This is a genomic window from Paenibacillus sp. FW101-FHT12H11 (assembly GCF_058790355.1).
On the sequence record NZ_JBYTCO010000021.1, the window covers coordinates 1 to 26,603 of the forward strand.

21 protein-coding genes and 3 tRNA genes are annotated in these 26,603 nt (G+C 48.1%); 16 read left to right on the forward strand and 8 right to left on the reverse strand.

Features of this window, described 5'->3' with window-relative positions:
* Positions 1 to 244: 244 nt before the first annotated feature.
* On the forward strand, positions 245 to 952 hold the full coding sequence (locus tag AC3WTJ_RS36790; RefSeq protein ID WP_492526672.1) for a phytanoyl-CoA dioxygenase family protein: 708 nt from the start codon (positions 245 to 247) through the stop codon (positions 950 to 952).
* A gap of 9 nt (positions 953 to 961) precedes the next feature.
* Here the strand turns inward: AC3WTJ_RS36790 and AC3WTJ_RS36795 are convergent, their stop codons facing one another.
* Positions 962 to 1,831 (reverse strand): AraC family transcriptional regulator, encoded by an 870-nt coding sequence (locus AC3WTJ_RS36795; RefSeq protein ID WP_492526674.1) that lies wholly within the window; start codon positions 1,829 to 1,831, stop codon positions 962 to 964.
* A 137-nt stretch (positions 1,832 to 1,968) separates the two neighbouring features.
* On the opposite strand from AC3WTJ_RS36795, the gene AC3WTJ_RS36800 reads away from it, so the two are divergent.
* The 3 genes from AC3WTJ_RS36800 (at position 1,969) to AC3WTJ_RS36810 (ending at position 2,230) form a co-directional block, all read left to right on the forward strand.
* A tRNA-Gly gene (locus tag AC3WTJ_RS36800) sits at positions 1,969 to 2,043 on the forward strand.
* Positions 2,044 to 2,051: 8 nt separating this feature from the next.
* Positions 2,052 to 2,128 (forward strand) — tRNA-Arg (locus AC3WTJ_RS36805).
* 28 nt (positions 2,129 to 2,156) lie between these two features.
* Positions 2,157 to 2,230: transfer RNA gene (locus tag AC3WTJ_RS36810), tRNA-Pro, on the forward strand.
* A gap of 69 nt (positions 2,231 to 2,299) precedes the next feature.
* Here AC3WTJ_RS36810 and AC3WTJ_RS36815 read toward each other — a convergent pair.
* Positions 2,300 to 2,872, reverse strand: coding sequence for a DUF1697 domain-containing protein (locus AC3WTJ_RS36815; protein WP_492526676.1), 573 nt, complete (start codon positions 2,870 to 2,872; stop codon positions 2,300 to 2,302).
* Between the two features lie 366 nt (positions 2,873 to 3,238).
* Between AC3WTJ_RS36815 and AC3WTJ_RS36820 the strand changes: the two genes are divergently transcribed.
* The 6 genes from AC3WTJ_RS36820 to AC3WTJ_RS36845 all read left to right on the forward strand — a co-directional run bounded on the left by AC3WTJ_RS36820 (position 3,239) and on the right by AC3WTJ_RS36845 (position 11,875).
* Complete coding sequence (locus tag AC3WTJ_RS36820) at positions 3,239 to 4,276, forward strand: HD-GYP domain-containing protein (RefSeq protein ID WP_407870517.1); 1,038 nt, start codon at positions 3,239 to 3,241, stop codon at positions 4,274 to 4,276.
* A 42-nt stretch (positions 4,277 to 4,318) separates the two neighbouring features.
* Positions 4,319 to 5,209 carry a GGDEF domain-containing response regulator gene (locus AC3WTJ_RS36825; RefSeq protein WP_157319448.1) on the forward strand — a complete coding sequence of 297 codons (891 nt, stop codon included), beginning with the start codon at positions 4,319 to 4,321 and terminating at the stop codon, positions 5,207 to 5,209.
* Positions 5,210 to 5,230: 21 nt separating this feature from the next.
* Positions 5,231 to 7,030: a sensor histidine kinase gene (locus AC3WTJ_RS36830; RefSeq protein WP_127458589.1), complete on the forward strand. Its 1,800-nt coding sequence runs from the start codon at positions 5,231 to 5,233 to the stop codon at positions 7,028 to 7,030.
* Between the two features lie 5 nt (positions 7,031 to 7,035).
* Positions 7,036 to 8,700: a thiamine pyrophosphate-binding protein gene (locus AC3WTJ_RS36835; protein ID WP_492526679.1), complete on the forward strand. Its 1,665-nt coding sequence runs from the start codon at positions 7,036 to 7,038 to the stop codon at positions 8,698 to 8,700.
* A gap of 138 nt (positions 8,701 to 8,838) precedes the next feature.
* Positions 8,839 to 9,717, forward strand: coding sequence for an aldo/keto reductase (locus AC3WTJ_RS36840; RefSeq protein WP_127458587.1), 879 nt, complete (start codon positions 8,839 to 8,841; stop codon positions 9,715 to 9,717).
* Positions 9,718 to 9,853: 136 nt separating this feature from the next.
* Complete coding sequence (locus AC3WTJ_RS36845; protein ID WP_492526681.1) at positions 9,854 to 11,875, forward strand: transglycosylase domain-containing protein; 2,022 nt, start codon at positions 9,854 to 9,856, stop codon at positions 11,873 to 11,875.
* 191 nt (positions 11,876 to 12,066) lie between these two features.
* Here the strand turns inward: AC3WTJ_RS36845 and AC3WTJ_RS36850 are convergent, their stop codons facing one another.
* The 6 genes from AC3WTJ_RS36850 to AC3WTJ_RS36875 form a co-directional block, all read right to left on the reverse strand.
* Entirely contained in the window at positions 12,067 to 13,005 is a 939-nt protein-coding gene (locus AC3WTJ_RS36850; protein ID WP_492526683.1) for a hypothetical protein, read from the reverse strand.
* Positions 13,006 to 13,068: 63 nt separating this feature from the next.
* Positions 13,069 to 13,977 (reverse strand): HPr(Ser) kinase/phosphatase, encoded by a 909-nt coding sequence (gene hprK, locus AC3WTJ_RS36855; RefSeq protein WP_181646654.1) that lies wholly within the window; start codon positions 13,975 to 13,977, stop codon positions 13,069 to 13,071.
* Between the two features lie 238 nt (positions 13,978 to 14,215).
* The gene (locus tag AC3WTJ_RS36860) at positions 14,216 to 14,386 is read right to left on the reverse strand and encodes a hypothetical protein (RefSeq protein ID WP_157325949.1); all 171 of its coding nucleotides are present in this window, start codon (positions 14,384 to 14,386) and stop codon (positions 14,216 to 14,218) included.
* Positions 14,387 to 14,534: 148 nt separating this feature from the next.
* Complete coding sequence (locus tag AC3WTJ_RS36865) at positions 14,535 to 15,917, reverse strand: DUF4129 domain-containing protein (RefSeq protein ID WP_492526686.1); 1,383 nt, start codon at positions 15,915 to 15,917, stop codon at positions 14,535 to 14,537.
* Positions 15,880 to 17,031 carry a DUF58 domain-containing protein gene (locus tag AC3WTJ_RS36870; protein WP_492526688.1) on the reverse strand — a complete coding sequence of 384 codons (1,152 nt, stop codon included), beginning with the start codon at positions 17,029 to 17,031 and terminating at the stop codon, positions 15,880 to 15,882. The genes AC3WTJ_RS36865 and AC3WTJ_RS36870 overlap by 38 nt, the downstream gene beginning before the upstream one ends.
* 3 nt (positions 17,032 to 17,034) lie before the next feature.
* Positions 17,035 to 17,991, reverse strand: a complete 957-nt coding sequence (locus AC3WTJ_RS36875) for an AAA family ATPase (protein WP_492526690.1) — start codon at positions 17,989 to 17,991, stop codon at positions 17,035 to 17,037.
* A gap of 226 nt (positions 17,992 to 18,217) precedes the next feature.
* Here AC3WTJ_RS36875 and AC3WTJ_RS36880 point away from each other — a divergent pair, with 226 nt between their 5' ends.
* The 6 genes from AC3WTJ_RS36880 to mglC all read left to right on the forward strand — a co-directional run bounded on the left by AC3WTJ_RS36880 (position 18,218) and on the right by mglC (position 26,584).
* A complete protein-coding gene (locus AC3WTJ_RS36880) occupies positions 18,218 to 19,876 on the forward strand; it encodes a response regulator (protein WP_492526692.1) in 1,659 nt (552 codons plus the stop codon).
* Between the two features lie 115 nt (positions 19,877 to 19,991).
* A complete protein-coding gene (locus AC3WTJ_RS36885; RefSeq protein WP_492526744.1) occupies positions 19,992 to 21,686 on the forward strand; it encodes a cache domain-containing sensor histidine kinase in 1,695 nt (564 codons plus the stop codon).
* A 12-nt stretch (positions 21,687 to 21,698) separates the two neighbouring features.
* Positions 21,699 to 22,685: a substrate-binding domain-containing protein gene (locus tag AC3WTJ_RS36890; protein ID WP_492526694.1), complete on the forward strand. Its 987-nt coding sequence runs from the start codon at positions 21,699 to 21,701 to the stop codon at positions 22,683 to 22,685.
* Between the two features lie 112 nt (positions 22,686 to 22,797).
* A complete protein-coding gene (locus AC3WTJ_RS36895) occupies positions 22,798 to 23,880 on the forward strand; it encodes a galactose ABC transporter substrate-binding protein (RefSeq protein WP_492526696.1) in 1,083 nt (360 codons plus the stop codon).
* Positions 23,881 to 24,016: 136 nt separating this feature from the next.
* The gene (locus tag AC3WTJ_RS36900; protein ID WP_157325961.1) at positions 24,017 to 25,534 is read left to right on the forward strand and encodes a sugar ABC transporter ATP-binding protein; all 1,518 of its coding nucleotides are present in this window, start codon (positions 24,017 to 24,019) and stop codon (positions 25,532 to 25,534) included.
* An 18-nt stretch (positions 25,535 to 25,552) separates the two neighbouring features.
* Complete coding sequence (gene mglC, locus AC3WTJ_RS36905; RefSeq protein WP_407870527.1) at positions 25,553 to 26,584, forward strand: galactose/methyl galactoside ABC transporter permease MglC; 1,032 nt, start codon at positions 25,553 to 25,555, stop codon at positions 26,582 to 26,584.
* Positions 26,585 to 26,603 lie beyond the last annotated feature (19 nt).

A 26,603-nucleotide genomic window follows, 5' to 3' on the forward strand; every position in this document is an offset into this window, starting at 1 on the left:
GTATGGCGGAATTGGCAGACGCACTAGACTTAGGATCTAGCGGGCGACCGTGGGGGTTCAAGTCCCTCTACGCGCATACCTAGCAAAAAGGATTAAGTTATCATTAACTTAATCCTTTTTGCTTTTTGTGCGTTCTTTGTGTAGATAAGTGAACAAAATTGCTAGTATTCGCCTCGCGATTGGAAGTAATGAAGCGTCTTTCTCATTTACAATAAGGTCATATCCACAAAGGAGGTTAAGGCATATGACACAAGTCACAAGGTTTGTATTGACGCAGGAGATGGTCGAGCAGTTTTATCGAGAAGGGTTCTTTTATGCTCGAGGCTTTCTTACAAAAGAAATGGTTGATGCGATCAATGAAGAGAATGCTGCCTTTGCTAACGAAAAAGGGACAGGCGAATGGAAAAGTAAAGCCATCATCGATATTGCCGCGGAGCAGGAACTATATCCTGAGACCACGAGGTTTTTGACGAGTCCGGATATTGTAAGCTTTTTAGAGCAAATTCTAGGGGATCAAGTCAAACTGTGGATGGGGATGTACGCGGTCGTAGCTCCCCATGGCAATGGATTGGAGTGGCATCAAGATAATCAGTACACACATATTCTCGGTCATATGCTCAATGGTTTTATTGCACTTGATGATATCAGTCAAGAGAACGCAGGCTTGTGGCTGGCCCCGGGATCACATTTACTTGGGCGGCAGCCCAATATCAATACAGAGCCTGGTCATAAGCGCGCTGCAGAGCCAGAGAATGGTGTGCCTTGTCCACCATTAGCCCCAGGCGATGCTGTGTTCTTCCATCGTGAGACGCTGCACCACAGCAAGAAGAATCACACGGATAAGCCTAGACGCGCCTATGCCTTCCAAGTCGCAGCGGCTAGCTGCCGGTACGCCCAGTCGGGCAAACGGCTTGAGGACCGTGTCCTTTTATCCGGATACGTCAAAGGATAAAGTCATCTTTTAATCAACCTTAACTCTAATACTGGATGATGTTGCTGCCTGTCTGCGGTATACGCTTGGTGTCATCCCCCGATGTTCCTTGAACACTTTGTTGAAGTAGCTAGGGGTGCTGAAGCCGCAGGCGAGGGCAATATCTGTAATGGATTCATGCGTATGCATCAGTATATGAGCTGCATACTGAAGCCGAAGTCGAATGACAAATTCATTAGGAGAAGAGCCTGTCAATTCTCTGAATTTAGTATAGAACCAGGTCTTCTTTAGATCTGATCTTTGAATAAGCAAATCTACGTCCACTTCCTCAGACCAGTGGGTGATGAGATGCTCTATGGCTGCTATGACGCCGGATAGGGAGGGAGCCGCAAACGATTGCTCTAATGAATGGTAGTACCTTTGAATTTGGACAAGGATTTGAATGAACAACGTCATCTGCTGGAGCTCCCACCCTGGCTGATCTTGCTTCTGCTCCTGCAGGGCCTCCTTAGCAAGCCGTATGATCGACTGTGCGTAAGGCGATGCTGCGGGGATTACCTGGGACGTGTTCATCGTATAAAAAGGGACTAACAAGCTGTATCCGCCCGGAATGAAGGCAACGTAATCAGGTGAGAAGAGAAGCATGACCCAACGGCTAGGTTTCCCTTCCTCCCGGGTCAAGTTCCAGTGCGGTTCGAACGGGCGCAGCAAAAGGATATCGCCAGGATCGGCATAATACCACTCGTCGCCAATGGGATATTTCATTGTACTATCAAGTGCTATACTGACCTCCAAAGCGGCATGCATATGAAATTCATGCTCCGTGTATACCGCCAGCTTTTCTTCGAAGATGATACCTTGTGCAACTTTGACGTTCTGATCAAAGAAAGATGCTTCCACATATTCCCTCCTCTTCACATAAAAAACCACAGGTAAAAACTGGTGATAAATAATTAAACAAATTATTTGCTTTTTGTAAAGAATCCTGTTATATTACTACTTGTCGCTTTTAAAGAAGCGGCATGAAACACCTACTTGCGGAAGTGGCTCAGCGGTAGAGCATCGCCTTGCCAAGGCGAGGGTCGCGGGTTCGATCCCCGTCTTCCGCTCCATATATTAAGCGCCCTTAGCTCAGCTGGATAGAGTATTTGACTACGAATCAAAAGGTCGGGAGTTCGAATCTCTCAGGGCGCGCCATTTTTACATTTAACATACATAGCAGTATCGGGACGTAGCTCAGCTTGGTAGAGCACCTGCTTTGGGAGCAGGGGGTCGCATGTTCAAATCGTGTCGTCCCGATCAAACAAAAGAAGTATAATCGATCAGTTGATAGACTGGGAGATTATACTTCTTTTTATGTTTTCTGTGTTATCGTTGCGTGGAAGCAGCCATATCATTGGCTAGGGCAACAAGCTTACTTAGCGTTTTCCAATTGCGCACGGTAGCAGGAACATCAAGCTTCGGCAGGTTATTGGCGAGCTTGGATTTTAGAATGCTGTGTCGGTACAGCAGATAGATTTCTCTTCCTTTTGCTCGCAGCTGGTCATCCTCGGTTTGGAACACCTCAAGACGTGTTAAGCTTTCTTTGGACGGCTCCTTAGGCAGGAAGGCTACGTAAAGGCTTTCGGCATCGGACATAGATTCCGCTTCGGAGATTTCGTCGGCTGTGTACGGGCAATTGGCGGCTATGACATTCAGTTCCTCCGCAGTTCTCAAAATCACGGCTAAAGAGATATGAAAGACGCGGTTAATCTCACTCTCGATCAACTGGCGCAGCGATTCTTCATCCGCATCCGATTCGAACAATACATTGCCGCTCTGAATATAGGTCTGAACACGAAGCAGCCCGATTTGCTCTAATGTTTTTCGAAGCTCAGCCATTTTGATGATATTTTTTCCACCCACATTAATGCCACGCAATAACGCGATATAGATCGCCATCCCATTCACTTCTCTCTTTTAATATACATGAAATATACATCAAAATATCCATCAGCGCCATTCCCTTAATATCCATACTTTACCATGGAAAAAGTGTTGTTACATACTACATCATAGAGGGTAGTGACATCATGTGTCGAAAGTCCCATCCAGTTTGCGAAATGACGCCCTATTTGCTTTGACACAAATCGACGAATCTCTCTCTCGTAACACCCATAACGTGTGAAATTATAACTTTTCTAGTAAAAAAATATTAAAATTATGGAAAAAATTATTTATAATAGAGGAGATTCTCCTTAACAAGAAGAACTAGTACTAATTAAAATGTCGGGGCAGTCTACTTGAGAAGAATAAGAGGTAACATCTATGCAGAATTCATTGTTTTTCAAGAATGTGATAAATTCTGATTCCATCTTCGAATCGATCGGCCAATTGAATGATATCGCCAAAAAATCAATAGGCTGTGAACATATCTCTCTTTTTCTAATGGATGAGAAACATCAGATTACCCCAGCTTCTTATTCCGTAAATATTAGTACAGCAGTCATGGAGCAGCTAAAGTACATAGTCCTTCACACACAATTTTTTTCCCAAATGCCAGAAGGTTCCCGTTTGTCGGTGTATGAGGCAGATGGAATGCTTCGCGATCACCTTCTAAAATCCAGATACGAATGTATTTATGGATTCCACATAAAGCACGGCCCTTCGTACGGTGCCCTACTATTCTCATTTCCTTCGGATATTCAGTTGAAAGACGATCAATTGCAGTTATGCAATCTCATCAAATTACATATGGAGCAGTTGATTAAAAAAATTCAATTCCGCAAGCAGGTGCTTAAGCAGCAGGCTTACGAAAGTCTTTTTAATACATTAAGGGTGAAAGACAGTTTTACAGTTGATCATTGCTATAATGTTGCTTTCTATTCTACGCTGCTTGGCGCGAAGGCCGGCGTCAGCGAAACCGAGTTGGAAACTTTGAAACTGGGCGCTTTGCTTCACGATGTAGGGAAATTAGCTATTCCCGATCATATTCTCATGAAGCCCGGCCGTTTAACGGACGAAGAGTTTAATGTCATACGCCAACATCCTGTGATTGGGTTTGAATTGCTGAAGGAACTGCAGGATGTGGAACATCTATTGCCGATGGTCAGGTGGCATCACGAGCGGATGGATGGACGGGGGTACCCGGATCAATTGAGCGGATCGGACATCCCTTATCTCGTACGGATTGTAAGTATCGCCGATGCGTTCGACGCGATGACATCCACGAGAGTTTACCGGAACTCGCTTCACGTTCATGAGGTAAGAGAGCAGCTGCTTACTCATGCGGGCAAACAATTTGACGAGAAATTGGTACGGATCTTCTTAAGCATCATCGATGAGCAAATGCAAATGAATGGTTAGTGGACTCAAAACTATTATCGTAATGAAAGATGGGATAAATGAATGAGCGGTCGTATTCTTATCATCGATGATGAACCTCATAACTTAAATATACTGCGTATATTTTTGAATTCGTTACATTATGAAATTTTTACCGTTGAAGATGGTACAGAAGCGCAGGCGATGGTCAAAGAAGTGATGCCTGATCTGATTTTGCTCGATGTGATGATGCCGGAAATTACAGGGTTTGAAATATGTAAAAGCTTGATTTCAGAGCCTGATTTTGACACACCCATTATTTTCTTATCGGCCAATGCGCAGAAAGAAGACATTTTACAGGGATTGCGCCTAGGAGCGGTTGATTATTTAACAAAGCCTTTTGATCTGGATGTGCTGGAACGGAAAGTTGAGATCGCCCTTCATCAAAAAGCCAAGATTAAGAACTTGAAGAAAGACAATAAACAACTGGCCAAATTGGTCTACGTAGACGCATTAACAGGTCTATATAATCGAGCTTATTTAGATATTACGATCCGGATGATCAGTGAGGGAACTAAGAAATTCCAGGCTGCTATGATGGTGGATATGGACTATTTCAAAGATATTAACGATAATTTCGGCCATTTGGTTGGCGATCAAGTATTGCGGGAAGTTGCTGCAATCATACAGTCTAAGGTTTCAAGCGATCACGATTTAGCGTTTCGTTATGGCGGGGATGAATATTTGGTTCTGCTCCATAATGAAGCGAATTGTGTTGAAATAGCCAATAGCATTATTAAGGATGTAGATAGTTTAAAGGTTAGCTTGGCACCTAATAAGATGCAAGAGTTTTCCGTAAGTATTGGATTAACCAATAATTTCGATCCGACCTGTTTTGAGCAAATTATTACACAAGCGGATGCCGCACTACTCGGAGCCAAAAACAGTGGAAGACATCAAATAAAGATTCGTTAGACAAAGGAGAATGAGGAAAGCATGGTCATGGAGCTTATGAGTTTTCAGAAATTGTTTCAAATGACAAAAGTTATCAATTCACAGTTTGAGCTGTCGGAAATTTTGCAGGTTTTCGTAGATGCGATCGCCGGCGAGATTACGCAAGCAGATCTGGTTGGTTTTTTCCTAAAGCAGCCCGACGGTACGTTCAAAGGATATAAAGGCAATAAATTACCTGTTGATATCACGGAATTGTTAATTGATCCGAAAGAGGATGAATTTGTAAGAGATATTTTACGAAATCAATCCAGCGACTATATTTCTGACACGAGTATAGATCTGCGTTTGGATCAGTCCAAAAGACAGTTGCTGAAAATTAAATCCATCCTCGGTATTCCGGTCATCGTCGATAATGAGGTGTTTGGTCTAGTCTTCGTTCATGATTTCGGTAAACCGATGAATATTACGCCAGAGCAGATGGAAGTCACGGAAGCCTTTGTTAATATGGCCAGTGTAGCCATTCGCAATATCCGGATGTTTGAGCAGCGTCAACTGCTTATGGAAAAGCAGCAGCTTCTTCTTGATGCGACGAAAGCATTGTCCGAATCGTTATCCGTTAAAGATGTTCTGAACACGTTTTTCTACTATATGCGCAAAGCAAGCGGATCGAAAGATATCGGAATTCATTTATACAATGAAAAAGAACATACGATTGAGCCTTATCAGTTGTCCTCAGAGAATGTGACGATGGATGAATGGAAGGTGAAACATCGCGAGGTCAAATTAACGATCGAAAACGATCGGCTGTTGTATGAAGTCATCACGGAGAAAAAAGCGGCAGCCATCGAGGATGTTTACGCAGATCCGCGGCCTAATCATAAAGCGTTCGTTTCTTTTGACATCAAAAGTATCATGGTATTCCCGTTGGTAGCCAAAGGCTCGGTATACGGCGTCGTGGCAATCCCGTCGATCGGGAAGCAGCGCAAGTATGAAGCCAGCATTCTGGAGTTCTGCCAATCCATCTCGGATGCGACGGCAACGGCATTATCCAATGCGCAGCATACCGAAACACTGGACCATTCTGTGCACGAGCGCTCCATAGAGCTGCAGCAGGCTAACTTCAAGTTAGAGGGTCTTGTGCGGGAATTGGAGCACTTGAACGAGCTCAAAAGCGATTTCATAGCGACACTCTCGCATGAGCTGCGTACGCCGATTACAGCGGTTAAAGGGTCCGTTGATATTCTTGGAAAAGGCATTCTTGGCGATCTCAACGATTCGCAGAAGGATTTGCTGGATATTGCGGCTAAGTCCATCGACCGATTGCTGGATCAAGTGAATGAACTGCTCGATTTTGCCAAAATGGAAAACGGGAAATTTGAGCTCCTTTACACCGAAGCGGATTTCAATGAAATTGTTAAGGAATCGGTCCATATCGTGCAGTCGCTTATTAATAAAAAGAAATTGATCCTGGTTGTTGAAACCGAAGTGGATAAGGATACCGTCGTCCGAGTGGATAAACAACGCATTCTGCAAATTCTGCTTAATTTACTATCCAATGCGATCAAATTTACGCCTCCACTGGGTGTAATTACGATAAAAACGAAATTCGAGGATAGCTTGCTTACGGTTGAAGTGCAGGATAACGGGATCGGGATTCCTTTTGAAAAGCAGAAAAATATCTTTACCAAGTTCTATCAGGCGAATAATCAAATCAATGGGACAGGCCTTGGTCTTGCGATTTCCAAACAACTGATCGAGCTGCACGGCGGACGCATTTGGTTCGAAAGCAGTGAAGGTCAAGGTTCGGCATTTAAATTTACATTACCTATTGGAAAGGAGTAACGAAGATGCGGGCGATTGAAGTAGGATTGAGATTTCTTGTGCAGCAAGGAGTAAAGTATGTATTCGGTATTCCGGCGGGTTCGATCAATGCTATTTATGATGCCCTGCTGGATATCCCAGAGCTTAAACCGATAGTAGCCAAACATGAGAACAGCTCCGGTTATATGGCGGGTTCTTATACGAGAATTACCGGTATTCCTTCACTATGTGTAGCTTCTAGCGGCCCAGGAGCGACGAATCTGGTAACGCCGGCTGCAAATGCCTGGAAACAGAAGCTGCCCGTTATTTTCATAACGGGCTCGGTTCCTTCGACGAAGCTGGGCAAGGGCGGCGCGCAAGAATTGTATGCGGAGCCGATCTTTGCCTCTATCACGAAGATGAGCCGCACGGTGCTGGATCCGCATGAACTGCCGGAGATTCTGGCAGAAGCTTATCATACAGCGATTAGCGGTGTGCCGGGGCCGGTTCATCTGGCGATTCCGATCGATATCCAGATGAAGGATATCGGGGAAAGAGAACTTCCGGTGCTGCCTGCCGTGGAGCAGCCCGTTATAGATTCGGCGGCTTCCAAAGCTGCTGCACAGCGAATAAAGGCCGCAGGCTCCAAGGGAGCTATTCTGCTCGGAAATGGAGCAAAAACAGCATCGGACAGCATCGTGCAATTTGCTGAAACGCTGGGTTGGGGCGTTGCGACCACACCTCGCGGTAAGGGAGCGTTCCCTGAGAATCACCCGCTGTCGCTAGGGGGATATGGCCTTTCGGCTAACTGGAAGGCAAGCGAGTATTTGAATGGCGGCAACCACGAAGTGCTGCTGATCATTGGGTCAAGCCTTGGCGAGCTGGCGACAAGCAACTGGGAGCCGCGTTTGGTTGCAGGCCGTGAGCTGATTCACATCGATTATGACGCTAATGAGCTAGGGAAAGTGTATGAGACGGATTACCCGGTACATGGCGAAATCAAGTTGGTTATCGCGGAGCTGCTTGAACAGCTGTCCGCAGATGGACAGAAGGATGAAGCAGCTGTCAGCGATGCTTTCGCTGGCTTGGCAGAGGCTGCAGCAGCAGCCTCCGAGCTTGGCGAGGAAAAGTGGAATACACGCTCAGCCATCCGCGGACTAAGTGCTGCAGCACCGAAAGATGCACGCTTCTTCCTGGATATTGGGGAATTCATGACCTACTCGATTCAAAATGTGTTGATCGAAAGCGGGCAAGCGTTCGATATCGACATTAATTTCGGAGGCATGGGCTCCGGACTTGGCGGAGTTATCGGCGCTCAACTAGCAGAGCCTAGCAGACCAACGATTTGCATAACAGGCGACGGCTGCTTCTTCATGCATGGTTTGGAAGTACTGACAGCGAAAGAGTATCAGCTTCCGATTCTTTTTGTCGTCATCAATAATGCCCGCTTGGGTATGGTTTATCATGGACACATGCTGCAGTACAAACGCTGCCTCGATGATTTCTCACAAGAACGCGTAAGCATCGCAGGAATCGCGAGATCCCTTGGACTGCGCCATGCTGAGATTACATCGCTGGACCAATTGCAGAGTAAACATGTAAGTGAATGGTTATCCCATGGAGAGCCGGTTGTCATAGAAGTGATCGTGGACGGGAACGAAATTCCTCCTATGGGCGAGAGAGTGAAGTTTCTGCAAGGAGCAACCTATTAATTGGAGTTGCTGATTGAAGCTCTTGGATGCTTGCATCCGGGAGCTTTTTTGCCTATGTGAGGAAGGTGATTGTATTCTTGGTTCTGGAAATGATATGGTTATAGAGAGCAAGAACACTAAGGAAGGGGCGCTTCATCCATGTTGAAACGAACCATAGGTCGTTTGAATTACGAAAGCTCAGTCGTTATGTTTGGAGCCGCAAGTCTCGGCAATGTCAAGCAGGAGGAAGCGGATGCGTCAATTGCTTATGCCCTGCAGCATGGGGTGAACCATTTCGATACAGCCGCCAGCTATGGCGATGCTGAATTGCGCATGGGGCCTACCATTAGCCAAGTGCGCGGAGAGATTTTTCTAGCTACGAAAACAGGGCAAAGATCGAAAAAGGAAGCGAAGGAAGAAATTTACCGTTCTTTGGAACGAATGAAAGTGGATTCCGTTGACTTGCTTCAGCTGCATGCCGTGGGTTCGATGGAAGAGTTGGACCGCTGCACAGAAAAGGGCGGTGCCTTGGAAGCGGCTTTGGAAGCAAAGGCCGAGGGCATCGTGAAGGAAATTGGCATTACGGGACATGGGCATGATGCGCCTAAAGTTCATTTGGAAGCGTTACATAGATTTCCCTTCGCTACGGTGCTGCTTCCGCTGAATTATTATATGTACAGCTTGCCGGAGTATCGCGAGGCTTTCGATGCATTGATGGAAGAGGCGGGCAAGCAGCAAGTGGCGGTGCGGGTCATTAAAGCCATCGCCAAGGCGCCGTGGGCTGAAGGGCAGGAGCGTCCTTATGCGACGTGGTACGAGCCGTTTGATCAGCAGCAGGTGATTGATGCCTGTGTGCATTTTGTGCTGTCGTTCCCTGGCATTTGCGGGTTCGCTAGCGCAGGGGACGTTCATTTGTTCCCGAAAATCGTGGACGCCGTCGAACGTTACGGTGCCATGAAGGATGAAGAGGCCGAGCGGATCCTGAGCGGGATTAGCGGGTATACTTCTGTTTTTGGAGCGCCGACCTCGATCGCCTAGTAAATAAACGCGTTTTCTCCGTAAGGGGAGGGCGCGTTTTTTGTTGCTCAAAATTGACATGAATTGGACTCACTTATGCGTCGCTAACTCTGGACAGAGGACGAATATCTATAGCGAACATAAGGGGGAAGGTAAGATGATTAAACGATTGTGGACAAGCAAGAGGTTCTGGCTAATAAGCCTGGTCACGCTGACGGCTGGCGGTGTAGCCGTATTCGCAGCTTGTTATTCATACATTCGCGGGCTCGATGTGTCGAAATTAAATCAGCCGCTGCCCGAGGCTACGCTCGTGCTTGATAAAAACGGCAAACCGGCGGCGCAGTTGTCTTCTTCAAAAATCGACCCGGTACCGATATCGCAGATGCCCAAGGTGCTTACGGATGCCGTTGTGGCTGTGGAGGATCGGAGATTTTATGAGCATACCGGCATTGATCTTCAATCTATTTTCCGCGCAGTAGCCCGCGATGTGGTGCGAGGCAGCTATTCGGAAGGCGCAAGTACGATTACTCAGCAGCTGGCACGGAATCTTTTTCTCAATGCCGACAAAACTCTGGGGAGAAAATTACGCGAGGCAGCGTACGCAATTAAAATTGATACGACCTACAGCAAAGATGAAATTCTGGAGATGTATTTGAACAGTATTTATTTTGGAGAGGGCAGCTGGGGGGTTCAAGGGGCGGCTAGGACCTATTTTAATAAAAATGTACAAGACTTAACGCTGCCGGAAGCAGCGGTGCTTGCCGCGCTGCCGAAGGCGCCGAGCCTGTACTCGCCTTTTCAGGACGAAGCGCACGCACTTGAGCGCAGGAACACGGTGCTGGTATTAATGCGCGATGAAGGCAAGATTACGCCGCAGGCGTACGAAAGTGCAAAGGCGGCACCGATCGGTGTGATGAAGTCGGATAAAAGCAATGATCTGAAAGGCAAATATCCCGCTTATGTCGATGCGGTTATTAGTGAAGCCGTTCGCCTATACGGTTTCACGGAAGAGCAGCTGCTAACAGGCGGCCTACGCATCACAACAGAGCTAGATCCTATCGTGCAAAATGCGGTAACGGAAGTTTATAAGGATGACAGTCTCTTTCCCGAAAGCAAGCCGGATCAGCTCATCCAGAGCGGAGCAGTCATTATAGACCAACGGACTGGCGGTATCCGCGCTTTGGCAGGGGGCCGGGGAGAAAGCGTCTTCCGAGGTTTCAGTCATGCTACGCAGCTGAAGCGGCAGCCGGGATCGACTTTTAAGCCGATTGTCGTTTACGGTCCTGCGCTGGAGCAAGGGTATCAGCCATATTCCACGCTATACGATGGGCCGCTCAACATTGATGGGTATCAGCCTCAAGACTGGGATCATCAATCGCGCGGGCAGGTAACGATGCAGGAGGCGATCGTGTCTTCCTGGAACGTGCCGGCCGTGTGGCTGCTGCATGAAGTTGGCATTGACCGCGGACTGCAATTTGCCAAGTCGCTGGGCATCACGCTGCCCGCTCAAGACCGTCAGCTCAGCATCGCGCTGGGTGGACTGTCGGAGGGGGTCTCACCGCTCCAAATGGCGCAGGGCTTCAGTGCGTTCGCCGCTAAAGGGAATTATCACGAAGCGCACACCATCACGAAAATAGAGACCAGCACAGGTCATTTGCTCATACAAGCTGCACCGCAGAGTGTACAGGCCATGAAGCCTGAGACAGCTTATGCCATGACCTCGATGCTCCAAGTCGCTGTAAGGGAAGGGACAGGGAAAAATGCCGCGATGAACCGCCCTGTTGCCGGGAAATCGGGTACCACACAGCTGCCGCAGACGAAGGAGTTCGAGGGGATAAGCAGCGGCAGCGCTAAGGACGCCTGGTTCGTGGGGTATACACCAGAGCTGACGGCCGCCGTTTGGGTCGGTTATGACCGCACGGACAAAACCCATTACTTAACGACTTCCGGCGGGGCTGTACCGGCTGTTTTATTTCGTGAGATGATGGGGCGGGCGCTAGCTCAAGCTCCTGTTGTTCTGTTTGATATGCCCGTTGTGGGGGCGGAGGAACCGGCGGATAAACCGGAGAAGGAGACCGGCAAAGGGCCTGACAAGGGGCAGGGTAAAGGACCGGATAAGAAGCCGGATAAAGGTCCTGACAAAGGACCGGGCAAAGAGCACGGGCATGGAAAAGGGTAGGATTAATGCTTCGTAATGCTACCGATGGTTACGCCGATTCCTCCAGCTATTTTCTGCGATTCATCTACTTTGCGCGAAGTAACTACATTTTTCCATCTATTCGATTCAGTGCTCACGTTTCAGCGTAAGCGATACGAAGTATCCTATCAAAAAAAGCCGCCAGCTCCGTGGGGAGACTGGCGGCTTTCTTATTATTCGTCGTGCTGGCTGTTGCCACGTTGCTTATCCTTATCTTTACGCTCATCTTTGTGATCATCTTTAGCTTTTGGCCCTTTTTTTGGCTCATCTTTGCGCTTATCGTCTTGATTGTCGCCATGATCATCGCCAGGTTTCTTTTGAACCTGCTGCGGCTGTTGAGGCTGCGGTTGCCATTTGGTTTTCATATGGACATTCAGTTTATTCGCGTCCAAGTTATAGTGCTGGGCAAGCAGCCCTGCAATATTCTGCTCGGCATCGGATGATTTGAGGTCGATCGAACCGAGCAGATTCTGGATCCACTGGGCAGCTTCCTCCCCTTTAAGGTGAATCATGCCGGAATCTTCAGGCTTAACGCTGAGATCATACGTTGTCCCTTTATCATCCTTGGATTGCCCGATGTGCAGCTTGAAATGCTTGCCGTCAACATTAAGATCGAAGCCCTGCAGGTCTGGATAACTGTTTTTATCCACCGAGGCTGGCTTCGTACTGGATTCCGGCGTAGGAGCTGCCGACGTAGGTGTTGGCGTCTGCGTAGGCACAACCGTTGCAGCGGGACTCTGTGTCGGCACAACAGGAGCCGCAGATGCAGCCGGGGACGGCGTTGGCTCATTTGCAACGGAAGACGATGCTTTGACATAGGCAGCTTGCTGCTTGCTATTAAGGATTAACTCGATCTGATCCCCTGCGTGTAAGTCGGCAAGCTGAGCTTTTTGATCATTTTTGAAAACCCACACAGATTTCGCTAAGGGTACCGTTTGGTCCCCTGTATCCGTAGTGACAGTGACGGCCTCTGAACTGGCAGATTTGAAAGTGCCGCCTACTGAAGTAGAGATGGCAGAGTTAGTTGAAGTTGATGCGTAGGCTGTCCACCCGCAAACCAACAAAGCCACCAGCGTAATAGAAATAATAATAAATGGTATTCTTTTGCGCATAAGAAAACACCTCCACTAACACCTTTCGGCATAGGGGGGTGTTTTGGGACGGTCTTAGGGCTTTTAGTCGCTCTGCAGACGCTGCATGAATTCTTCAGCTGCACTGTATCCCTGCTGGCGCAAATACCAGCTGTTCGCCGCAGCCTCAACTAGTCCGGCAACGTCGCGTCCAGGCTGCAGTTGAATTTCAATATGCGGAATTCGAATATCCATATATTCCGTGAAAGCAGGCTCAAGCTCCAGATCGTTATTGAGCGCATGCTCCTGCCACTTGGTCAGCTCGATGTCGAGCACGATCCGTGTTTCATCTTGGAACGCTTTGCGGCCATAGAGACGCGACACGTTAATAAGCCCGATGCTGCGCAGCGCAAGGAATTCCTTCGTTTTTCCGTTGTGCGTGCCCAGCAGGGTCTCGGGGCTGATTTTTTTCAGCACCACGATATCATCGGCCACGAGGCGGTGCCCACGGCGGATCAAGGTGTGGGCGGTTTCGCTTTTGCCAACACCGGATTTGCCACGAAGCAAGATGCCGATCCCCGATACATTGACGCAGACGCCGTGAATCGCCATCTCTTGCGCCAAGGATTTGCTGAGATATAAATCAACGAGATCCTGGAATTTACTTGTGGCTGCAGCTGTACGGAGTAGGGGAATGCGCTCTTCTTCGCAATATTTCGTTAAATATTTCAAGCCTTCCTGGTTTCTCGTGACGACAAAACAAGGCGGATGATATTTGACAATATTACCGATGTGCAGATTTCTTTCTGTTTCGGTGAGCTTGTGCAAGTATGTAATTTCTTTCCGACCTAAGAGCTGTACGTGCTCTTGCGGGAAATACTCGAAATAGCCGACAAACTCAAGGCCGGGGCGATGCGCCTTTGTTTTGGTAATCGGACGGTGCAGTTCCGAGTGTCCGGCAAGTACTTCGAGCGAGAAGCGCTCGACTAAATCTTTGACTGTGACGGGCTTCACAATCTGTCCCTCCTTTATAAATTCATGCTAATCTCATATCATTCGCTTACATCCTGCAAGATTCCTGCTATGAAAGCGCTTGAATGTGGCATTTTTGTACAGAATGTGTCAAATTATGCGTTGCTTTAGTAAGCTGCAGAGATGGTCCTCGAACAAATAGCGAAAAAAAACGCCCTATGCAAGAAGCGCACAGAGCGTAGGCCATGTTGGTCGTTTCGTATGTTTATGTAAAAGCAGCTTACCTGTTGTAGCCGCATTTTTTCGCAAGTGTTGGCCATGTTGAGAGAAACATGTTTTCCCACCGGTCTTCAGGCAATACCATGATCCATCTTGCAATTTGATCCAAGCCCATGTCACACAAAGTTTGAACGACTTCTTCTCTTTCACAGCTCGTTTTTAATGCTAACATCTCAAAACCACCTCATCACTTGTATTCAAACAATTATGCATATGCGGCGGAGAGCCGAAATGTGACGATTTTCCATAAAAAAGTCAAAGAGGCCATGCCGTTGAACGCGGCACAGCCTCTTTTTGGTTTACAAATTAGGCCGATTTGGCTATTTTAAGTGATTGCGAAGGCTGGGCTCGACCGCTTGCAGCACTTGACCCAGCTGAGCGTCGGAGACGTCGGTTTCACCGTACCGCACTTGATTATAGGCCGTTGTAATGGCATGAACGGTTTCTGGTGAAAGCTGCTTTCCTAAACTTAAATCTTTTTCCGTTTCATTAGGAGTTAGAGCATCCTTATACGTATACCCGTTCTGAGCGGCCCGCTCGATCAAGAGGCGGTAAAGATAACGGACGCGCTCCCGATTGTTCGGTAAAAGCGCCCATTTCTTCGCATGGCTTCTCTCCTTGTTTCTTCCTTTCCTCACTTGCTGCCACCACAGGCGTGGAAGCCCTTTCCAATCGACAAGCGCTTCTTTTTCATCAATAAAGCCCTCGGATTCCCCATCTTGCTTGCTGCTGAGAGAACGGTTCATTAAACGTCTTAAGAAGGCATTCACCACAGGCAGGAGCTTGGTTACAATCACATAAACGGCAAGAACAATCAGCGCGATAACGATGAGATATCCGAAGATAACCTGAATATAGTGAAACAGGGCGTCCAACCAGCTCGGTTCTTTCGCTTCAGCCGGAGGTAGGAGCGGCGGCGGTGCGGACGGACTGGGCTCAGGCAGCGTTTCCGGCGGCGGACCGGATTGCAGGAGAGACACGAGCCATGCGATGGCAGCGCGTAAACCGGCAACGATGCCTTGTCGAAGCTGCTGGAAGTAAGCAACGACGAAGATAAGGGCAATTAATACCGTTAACCAAATTCGGCTCGAGCGCTTCACGGTTTCCGATAACGAGGAAGAGGCGGCTCGCTCATCGCTGGCAAGGGTCGCTGTTAGCAGGCCTGTTCGCTGCATAGCAAAGAAAAAGATGATGAGCGAGACGAAGCCTAGGCCATTCAACCAGCCCATATAAGGCTGGAAGGAGGTCTGATGTCCCATGATCGGTACACCGATGAAGTACACGGCGCCTGCAACTGCAAACGAGGCTCCCGGGAAGATGGCAGGCCAGCCGTCTTTCGTACAGCGAATACCGCGATAGGCGAGCAGCATGCCGATAGCGGCACAAGTCCAGCTGTGCCAGTTGTTCCCTTGGAACAGATAGGCTGCTGCAAAGCCGGCTAGTGCACATCCCAGAAGCTCATAAAGCGTGCGAGATAGCCAAGATATGCGCCCCAATAAGCTGCCTGCCACGAAAACAAGCATGAGCTGCACGATCAACGGCCAGAGAGATATCTCTGACAAATAAAGGTGCGCAGTCACGACAAGGGGCGAGAATAGAATAAGTTCAGCTCCCGCGAACAAAAGAGAATTTCCGAAGATTCGAAGAAAAGAATTTCTAATCTGATTAACTTGCTGAGCTTGCCCCTGAAGCGGTGTTGACATCGGATGGACTCGCCTCCTTTTCATGAAGGGTTAATAGCCCATGCTGTAAGGGAACGATAAAGACGGTATGTCCCTGCGCTTCAAGTCGCTGAATGCTATCTTCAATGGCATCGGATACGAATGCAGTCAGCAGAATAATATCCAGGGCGCTCCCTTCCTGCAAAGTGCACTCATCCAGAAAATCACTGCAGGAGCGGGTGTAGGAAACGGTTAGCTTCGCCATTGTTTCGAACAGATATTCCAGATGCGGGTGACCGCCGGCCGGAGGAACGTGTACCGTGACACCGGGCTGCTGGGCGAGAGAACCGTTATACCCGAAGCCAACAGGTATTCCTTGGCTAATCGCATATTCGGCCAACGTGGCGGCGTACGATAAGCCTTTCTCAACCAGCTCCGGATCGCTAACAGCATCCCACATGGTTGCGGTTATTTGGGTATTGACGATGATGAGCAGCCTCGGGTCCGCTGTGAATTCCCGATTGTAGACCTGCAGTCGCTGGCTTCGGGCGGTGGCTTTCCAATGGATGCTGTTCATCGTATCGCCGTAACGATACTCGCGCACACCCGAGACGAGGAACGGATCGGGCATTATCCAGCGCTTCACCGTAACATCTCCTTGCCAGCGGCTGGAAAGAAGCGGGATGTCATCCCGGCTTACCAAGCGCGGATACACGAGGAGCTCCAAATCCGTGCGCTGGCTCTTCGTTGCCGCATGCATGCCGACAAGATCCCCGATGGATGCGGATACGGTCTCCAGCTTATACCAGCCACGCTGTGCGCAGTATACCTGATGGCGTCTGACGATCCGGGTATACGGCATCAGGCTGAAAAGACTGCGATGGTTCTGAAACATCGCGCCGCTGCTTACGGCAAGATTGCTTTGCTTGGCAAAATGCAGCCCGGCATGAATCGTGGATTCCAAACGCAGCCAAGGAACTGGAGCGAGCTTGCGATTCTGAATCGTTTCGATCATTTCGATGCGATCACCAGCATGGCAGTGTGCTGTATTGAAGGTTCGTTTAATCGTAAGACCGCGAAACCCCCAACGGTTGAATATGGTGTGTTGGACAAGGTAGACAAGGCCGGCGATGATGAGGATCCATGAGATACCCATCCGCTACCTCAGCTTGACTTCCGTCGGCACAGGCGTCGCCGCAAGAATGCCCGCCAGCAGCGTCTGCACCTGCTGGTCCTGCTGGCGCGACCGTGTCCGCAGCAGGATGCGGTGCGCCCAGACGGGCCCGGCCAGCGCCTTGATGTCGTCCGGCAGCACGTAGTCGCGGCCGCGCAGCGCCGCGTACACCTGCGCCGCCTTCATCAAGGCGCGCACACCGCGCGGCGAGACGCCAAGCGCGGCATCCGCATGCGTGCGCGTAGCTTCCGCGAGCTGCACGAGGTACTGCAGAAGCTCGCCCTCGAAGCGCACCTGCACGAACAAGCGCTGCGCTTCAAGCAGCTCAGCGCGCCCTACAGCCGGCTGCAGCTGATCAAGCGGGTCCTGTTGTTGGTAGCGCTTTAAAATCTGCACCTGCTCCGCGGCAGACGGATAACCAAGCGAGAGCTTCATCAGGAAGCGGTCGAGCTGCGCTTCCGGCAGGGGGAACGTCCCTTGATTCTCGACGGGGTTCTGCGTGGCGATCACGAGGAACGGCGCTTCGAGCGCGCGCGTTTCCCCATCGATGCTTACTTGGCGCTCCTCCATGCTTTCCAGCAAGGCGGATTGGGTGCGCGGCGTCGCGCGGTTAATTTCATCAGCGAGCACGATGTGAGCGAATAGCGGTCCCGGGCGGAATTCGAATTCGCCGAGTTTTTGATTGTAAAAGTTAATGCCGCTAACATCCGAAGGCAGGAGATCCGGTGTGAACTGAATGCGCTTCATCGTGCCGTCCAGGGAGCGGGCCAGCGCTTTAGCCAGCTGCGTTTTCCCGGTACCGGGCACATCCTCAAGCAGCACATGCCCGGAAGCGATGAGGGCGATAACCATCAGCTCGACCGTCTCGTCTTTTCCTACTATGACTCTACCTACATTTTCCTTGATGAGCGTAGCGATTTGTCCTATTCGTGCGAAGTCCAACGGCTGTTCCTCCCAAATCATTAATGTGGTGAACAATATGTAAATCGGGACATAAGAGTTGTCTACTTAAGTTTAACAGACACTGGGTGATTTTTACCATTACTTCCTGAACGCCTGCTAATCCTGTTGTGTAATCCATAGGCAGTTAGTACAATATGGATAAATAGCCTAATTACTAATTACTTACAAATCAGCACTTTATATGTAAATGTTTAGGGGGACCCTGATGTACAAGCTAATTTTAGTGGATGATGAAGAGGATGTCCGTGAAGGTGTCGTTCGCGAGGTGGACTGGGAAGCCATCGGCTTCGAGGTCATTGAGAAAGCGGAGAACGGCAGAGAAGCGCTGGAAATGGTAGAGCGATTACAGCCGGACGTCGTCGTAACCGATATTCAGATGCCGTTTATGAATGGGCTGCAGCTGGCCGAAGCGATTCGGGAGCGATTTCCGACCATTAAGCTGATCATTCTCACAGGGCATGATGAGTTTGAGTATGCCCAGAAAGCGATTAAGCTGCATATCGATGAGTATGTGCTGAAGCCTTTTTCCGCGCAGGAGCTTATCAATGCCTTGCTGAAGGTGAAAGGACAAGTTCAGGAGGAAGTGGCGCATCGGGAGAATGTGCAGCTGCTCATGGAGCATTATCGGAAGAGTATGCCTGTGCTGAAAGAGAATTTCCTGGCAACGCTCATGAACCGGAAGCTTCCGCGCGAAGAAGTCTACGAGAAAGCGGCAAACTACGGGATTGAAATAGGCGGCCAATGCTTTGTCGCTGCTGTTTTGAGTATCGATGGCGTACTCATTCCTGAAGAGGAGCTGGAGAATCGGGAAGAGTTGTCCAAGTCCGTTTCCTTAAAATATTCGCCGGATCAAGCGCTGAAATACTTCGCCCTATTAAATATCACGGAAGAGATTGTGGATAAACATCGGCTTGGCCTTGTTTTCATGCATGACGATCATGTGGTTGTGTTATCCGTAAGGGAGAGTGAGAACAGGGAATTCGCGCTGCAAGAGACTATGAAGGTGCTGGAAGAAGTCCGGCAGAGTGTGGAAAAATATTTGAAGTTCACCTTAACGGTCGGTATTGGTACTGTCATGAAGGATGTGACCAAAATCAGCTATTCCTATGAAGACGCTGTATTGGCGCTGGATTATCGACTTATTCTTGGCAATAACCGCATTATTTCCATTGATGATGTGGAGATGCGCACCGTGGAGAAAGTACGGTTTGACGATGTGAAAGAGCACGCTTTGACGCGTTGTATCAAGGTTGGGACGAATCAAGAGATCCGGGAGACGATGGACGAGCTTTTTCAGGGAATTGAAGGAGCTGTTTCCGTTAAGGATTATCAGATTTATTTGTTGGAAATTCTGACTTGCATTCTGAAGGCGGCTAAGGATTCGAATTTGAACGTGGACGAGGTTTTCGGCGACAACTTCATTCCTTTTACAGAGATCAATAAGTTTAAGTCGTTGGAAGAAGCTAAGCACTGGCTTGCCGAGTTATGCGCCTCGATGATGAACCATATCGCTACGGATCGCCAATATACCTACAAGAATTTGGTTGAGATGGCCAAGGATTATACCAAAAATCATTATCACGAAGGCGACATTACGATTAATAAAGTATGCAGTCATTTGCATATTAGCGCGGGATATTTCAGCAGTATTTTCAAAAAAGAAACCAAAATGACCTTCGTCAACTATTTGAACCATATCCGCATGGAGGCGGCGAAGGAGATGCTGCGCTCCACAGATATGAAGGCGCTGGAGATCGCTGAGAAGGTCGGTTATGCCGATGCGAACTATTTCAGCTTTTCGTTCCGTAAAAATGTTGGCGTTTCCCCAAAAGAATACCGCAATAACAGCAGCAAAGGGCAGTAGGGGTCAAGGAGCGGGGGGGTTAGTTTTGATACGAAAAATACAAGCTCTATTCAAGGCTTTGTACGAGGTGCTGCTCGATACCATCCGGGTGAAAAGCATCCAATTTGCAATTACGATGTCTTTTATTTTCATCACCGTGACCGTTATGCTGATCATTTCACTGGTGCTCTATAACAAGTTCTCCAAGACGGCGGAAGAAAGTGCCTTTTTAAATACACAGCAGATTGTAGAACAGGTCCAGTTTAACTTGGAAAATTATATAAAAGGCATGGCGGACACGTTCGAGGTGGTCGATGCCAAGATTGCCAAAAGCCGCGGCATCCCCTCCGACAAGCTGACGGAACAGTTGGAAACGATCGCAAGCACGCGCGAGGATATTGTCTCCATTAATTTATTTGCTGCGGATGGCGAGTTAATTACGGGTCTCCAGAATGCCGGCATGCGCAAAAATACGAGGCTGATTGAACAGTCCTGGTTTAAGTCCGCTTTGGACAATCCGAATCATCTTTCCTTCTCACTGCCGCATATTCAGAACCTATTCAAAGATCCGTACCGGTGGGTTGTTTCGATGAGTAAAGGAGTTACTATCGAGCATGGCGGGAAGTGGGAGGACGCGGTGCTTCTGGTGGATGTGAATTTTAAAACGCTGGATGACGTGTTCCGTACGGTTTCCTTAGGTAAAAAAGGTTACGTGTACATCATTGATGATTCGGCCGGCAACATTGTGTACCATCCCCAGCAGCAGCTTATTTATATTGGCTTAAAGTATGAAAATGTGGAGCAGGCGCTCAAATTCTCCTACGGCAAGTATATGGATGTCAGCGAGGGGGAACCCCGGCTTAATGTCGTTAGGACCGTTAATAATATCGGTTGGAAAATTATCGGGGTCTCCTATATGGATGAAATGATCACGACCCGCAAGGAAATCAGCACGTTTATGATTTGGCTGTTGGTCATTGTTCTTATTTTTATTTTGCTCATCTCCTCTTTCATGTCAGCGCGCATTTCCAAGCCCATCAAACGGCTTAAGAAATCGATGGAAATGGTCGAGAAGGGGCATTTTGACACGTACATCCATGTTCGCGGCGCAGATGAAGTGGAGCAGCTTTCACGAAGGTTCAATCTCATGGTTTCCAGGGTGCGCGAGCTGATGGATCAAAATATTCATGAGCAAGAGATCAAGAGAAAAAACGAGCTTGAGGTGCTGCAATCGCAGATTAATCCGCATTTTTTGTACAATACGCTCAATTCCGTGGTTCGGATGGTCGGGAACGGGAAAAACGAAGAGGTTGTTACGACGATTACCTCCTTGTCCAAGTTTTTTCGGATTTCGCTCAGCAAAGGGAAGAACATCATTACGATTGCAGATGAGATCGAGCATATCCGGAACTATTTAATCATCCAAAAGATGAGGTATAAAGACAAGTTCGATTATGACATTGAAGTGGATGATGAAGTGCTGCCTTATAAAACGCTAAAGTTAATTTTGCAGCCGTTTGTAGAAAATTCGCTCTATCATGGCATCGAGTATATGGTGGACGAAGGTCATATTCACATATCAGCTAGGAAAATAGACGATAAAATACAGCTCCAGGTCCAGGACAATGGTGTTGGGATGTCGGAGGAAACACTCAAAAACATTATGATTGGCTCTGTAAAAAGCGATAAGGGCTCAGGGGTTGGTCTGCGTAATGTGCATGAGCGGATTCAGCTGTATTTTGGCGCGGATTATGGCGTTAAGGTGGAAAGCGAGCTTGAAGAAGGAACGATCGTGAAAATCTGGATTCCAGCCATATTGGAAGAGGAATAGGGAGGATCAGCGATGGATAAAACAATGAAACTTGGCCCCCTCATATTCGCCATATTGGCCGCTGCCTTCTCCATGTCCTCCTGTATGCGCAATACGGAGACTGAGAGTACACCCACCGAGAAGAAGAAACATTTGGAAGTGGTGTTAAGAAGCCAGAACGGGGACTATTGGAAAACGGTTAAAATGGGAGCGGAGGTCGCCGCGAAGGAATTTAATGTGACTTTGGATTTCAGGGCGCCGGACGATGAAGGGGATGTGAAAGGGCAGATCGCCTTAATGGAGCAATCCGTTAGTAGCGGTCCTGACGCCATCGTGCTTGCGGCTAATGACTATAAGGAATTGTCGGGAGTTGTAGACGATGCTGAGGGCCGAGGCATTCCTGTTGTCGCGATCGACTCTGAAGTGGAGTCGCGCAAAGCGAGAAGCTTCATAGGCGCCAACAATTATGAGGCCGGTCAAATGGCAGGTCAGCAATTAATCAAGCTTGCCGGACCCAAAGGAAATATCGCGATTGTCAGTTTTAAACAAGGAGAGCGCAATACGGAGCTTCGGGAGCAAGGGCTTCTGAATGAAATATCGAAATATCCGACCATGAAGGTCATTGCCAAGGTATACACGATGACAGACCGGGGGACGGCGGATCAGCTTACGCAAGGCATCATTGAGAAGTATCCGCATCTGGACGGGATTGTTGCCCTGAATGAAATCTCCTCCATTGGTGTTGCCGACGCGATTCAACGAATGAATCTGCAAGATAAAGTGAAAATCATTACATTTGACAGCACATCGGAAGAGTTGGAGCTGCTGCAGGAAGGCGTTATCCAAGCTACGATTATTCAAAACCCGTTCAGCATCGGCTATTTAGGTGTCAAAAATGCGGTTGAAGCCTCACATGGAAAGAAGATTCCGGGCCGTGTAGATACCGGGATTAAGGCCATCGACCTTAATAATATGTTTTGGTCGGACAATCAGAAATTGCTATTTCCGTTTATAAAGTGATGAGAATTTCGATAGAAGATATGAGGATATTGCATTTGTTTCGTAGTCCGCATGCCGTATATTTAGAAATGTAAATAAACAAACAAAACAACCTTTTAGGGAGGGTCTTACCTTGAAAAAATTGATTACCCTTGCAGTAGCGAGTGCTTTGGTTGCAACCGTAACAGGATGTGGCGCTAAAACAGAAAAACCAGCAGCATCTCAAGCTCCAGCAGCAAGTGCTGGCGCAGCGGCAACAGCAGCTCCTGCTAAAACAGACGGCAAAAAACCAACAATCGGTGTAGCTATTTATAAATTTGACGATACATTCATGTCCGGTGTTCGCGCGGCGATCGCTGATGCAGCGAAAGACAAAGCAACTGTGGATATCGTAGACAGCCAAAACTCACAACCAACACAAAATGATAAAGTTGACCTTTTCATCACGAAAAAAGTAAACGCTCTTGCGATCAACGCGGTTGACCGTACAGCAGCAGGCGTTATCATCGATAAAGCAAAAACAGCTAACGTACCGGTGGTCTTCTTGAACCGTGAGCCGCTGGCTGACGATATGAAGAAATGGGATAAAGTTTACTATGTAGGCGCGAAAGCTGAGCAATCCGGAACAATGGAAGGCCAATTGCTTGTTGACTACTTCAAAGCTCACCCGGAAGCGGACAAAAACAAAGACGGTAAAATTCAATACGTGATGCTGAAAGGCGAACCAGGACACCAAGATGCTGAGCTTCGCACGAAGTTCTCCATCCAAGCAATCACAGATGCTGGTCTTGGCGTAGAGAAAGTAGCAGAAGATACTGCTATGTGGGATCGTGTAAAAGGCCAAGAAAAAATGGCAGCTTTCCTAGCTTCCAGTGAAAACAAAATCGAAGCTGTTCTGGCGAACAACGACGATATGGCTCTTGGCGCTATCGAAGCTTTGAAAGCAAAAGGTTACTTCAAAGACAATAAATTCTTGCCGGTTGTAGGCGTTGACGCTACGGCTCCTGCGCTTCAAGCACTTAGCGATGGCACATTGCTCGGAACGATTCTGAACGATGCGAAAAACCAAGGTGCTGCAACAACGAACGTAGCAACTGCTCTTGCTAACGGCCAAACGCCAAGCAAAGAAACAACAGGCTACGATGTAACAGACGGTAAATATGTTTGGATTTCCTACAAAAAGATTACAAAAGCGAACATGAACGAAGCGAAGTAATCCGAATAGAAGCGGGCAAGAGCAGTTATCCGCTCTTGCCTTCTTATTTGGAACCCGTGCAAAGATACAGAGAAACAGGCTTAGAACAATGGCTTCACTTTGTGGGGATTATCGTGAGCTGGTAGGGGGAGTTACCATGACATTACATGAGTATTTACTGGAAATGAATCAAATCTCCAAAGAGTTCCCCGGCGTCAAGGCGCTGGATAACGTTACCCTGAAAGTTCGCCCAGGAAGCGTGCATGCTTTAATGGGAGAAAACGGGGCTGGTAAATCGACGTTGATGAAATGCTTATTCGGCATCTACAAGCCGGATGGCGGAGAGATCAAGCTGAACGGCGAGACCGTGTCCATCCTTAATTCCAAGGATGCGTTAGCAAACGGCATTTCCATGATTCATCAAGAGCTGCACCCGGTTCCTCATCGCAACGTGATGGAGAACATTTGGTTGGGCCGCTTCCCGGAAAAAGGGATTGGGCCATTGAAGTTAGTGGATCACAAGAAGATGCGCAGAGATACAGAAAAGTTGTTTGAACAGCTCCAAATGGATATTAAACCGGACACACTCGTTGGCACCTTGTCGGTTTCGAAAGTGCAGTCCATTGAAATTGCCAAAGCCGTTTCTTTCAATTCGAAAGTCATTGTTATGGATGAGCCGACTTCGTCATTAACAGGAAATGAAGTTGAACAGCTATTTCGCATCATTCGCGACCTGAAAAGCCGTGGCGTTTCGATCATCTATATTTCACATAAAATGGAAGAAATTCTTGAAATCTCGGATGAAGTAACGATTATGCGTGACGGAACAAAGATTGGGACGTGGCCATCCTCAGAGCTGACAACCGATATGATCATCTCGAAGATGGTTGGACGTGATCTCAAAGAGCGTTTCCCTGAACGAAGCAATGTACCGAACGGTGTATTAATGAGTGTTGAGGGACTGACTTCGGTCATCCCAAGATCCTTTAAAAATGTTTCTTTCGACCTTCGTAAGGGAGAAATTCTTGGCGTGGGCGGTTTGGTTGGCGCACAGCGGACGGAACTGATGGAAGCTTTGTTCGGACTACGCGGTGTTGCATCCGGCCAAATCTCGATCCATGGAAAGCAAGTAAAGCTTAAATCGCCGATTGACGCCATTAAGCACAAAATCGCGCTGCTTACGGAAGAGCGCCGCGTGACAGGGATTTTCCCGGTATTGTCCGTGCTTGAGAATACGGTCATTGCGAATTTAGGCCGATACATGAACCCGCTCGGATTCATTCAAGAGGCGAAACGGAAAGTCGAAGTAGAGAAAAGCATTGAGATGCTTCGGGTGAAAACGCCGAACATGCATGCATTGATCAAAAACCTTTCTGGTGGTAACCAGCAAAAGGTGCTCTTGGCCAGATGGCTGCTTACGGAGCCGGACGTGCTCCTGCTGGATGAGCCGACTCGCGGAATTGACGTAGGAGCGAAGTTTGAGATTTATTCCATCATTGCTGACCTTGCGAAGCAGGGGAAAAGTATTATCATGATCTCTTCTGAAATGCCCGAGCTTCTTGGGATGTCAGACCGAATCATGGTCATGTGTGAAGGACGCCTTACGGGGATCGTAGAAGGAAATAAAGCAACAGAAGAAGAGATCATGCGCCTTGCTGCACAGCATATGGCATAAATGGGGGGCCAAGAAACCATGAGTACAAAAACAGAAACATTAAAATCTAGAGACATTAGTGGGTTCGTGACCAAATACGCAATCTACATCGTATTAGTCGTGCTCGTTATTGGGATCGCAATTTATGATCCGCGCTTTTTATCCGTTAGTATTCTACGTGACATTTTGCTGCAGTCATCCACACGTGTCATTATTGCTTTGGGTGCTGCCTTCATCTTGATCACGGGAGGCACCGACCTCTCGACTGGACGGATTGTCGGTTTGACGGCCGTTATCTCGGCATCTATGCTGCAAACGCAGGATTATGGCCGCAGATTTTTCCCGGATCTACCGCACTTACCGCTGCTTGTTCCAATTATCATTGCGATTCTGGCTGGTCTTTTGGTAGGTCTCATTAATGGAATTATCGTCGCTAAATTGAAGGTTCCACCTTTCATCGCAACATTAGGAACGATGGTTGCCGTATACGGTGCCAACTCCTTATACTTCGATATGAAACCGAATCAGTCCCAGCCTATCGGTGGTTTGAGACCAGATTTTAGTAAACTAGGAACAGGTTCTATTGGCTCTGATGCCACGTACTCATTACCTTATATCGTTATTATTGCTGTAGCTGTAGCGATTATCGTCTGGATCGTTTTCAACAAAACCAAACTTGGTAAATACATGTACGCCATCGGCGGCAACATTCATGCTGCAGTTGTTTCGGGGATTAACGTTAACCGTTACCTGATTTACATCTACTCCATTGCAGGCGCTTTGTACGGATTGGCTGGGGTGCTGGAAGCAGCAAGAACCGGCGGCGCAACGAACAACTACGGAAACATGTACGAGCTTGATGCCATCGCAGCTTGCGTAGTCGGCGGCGTATCGACATCCGGTGGTATCGGAACGGTTCCCGGCGTACTTGCAGGGGTACTCATTTTCAGCGTAATCAACTACGGTTTGACGTTTATCGGGATCAGCCCTTACTGGCAGCTAATCATTAAAGGTGTTATCATCGTGGCTGCGGTAGCATTCGATATGCGTAAATACATGAACTCTAAATAATAAAGCAAAAAGGATAGCA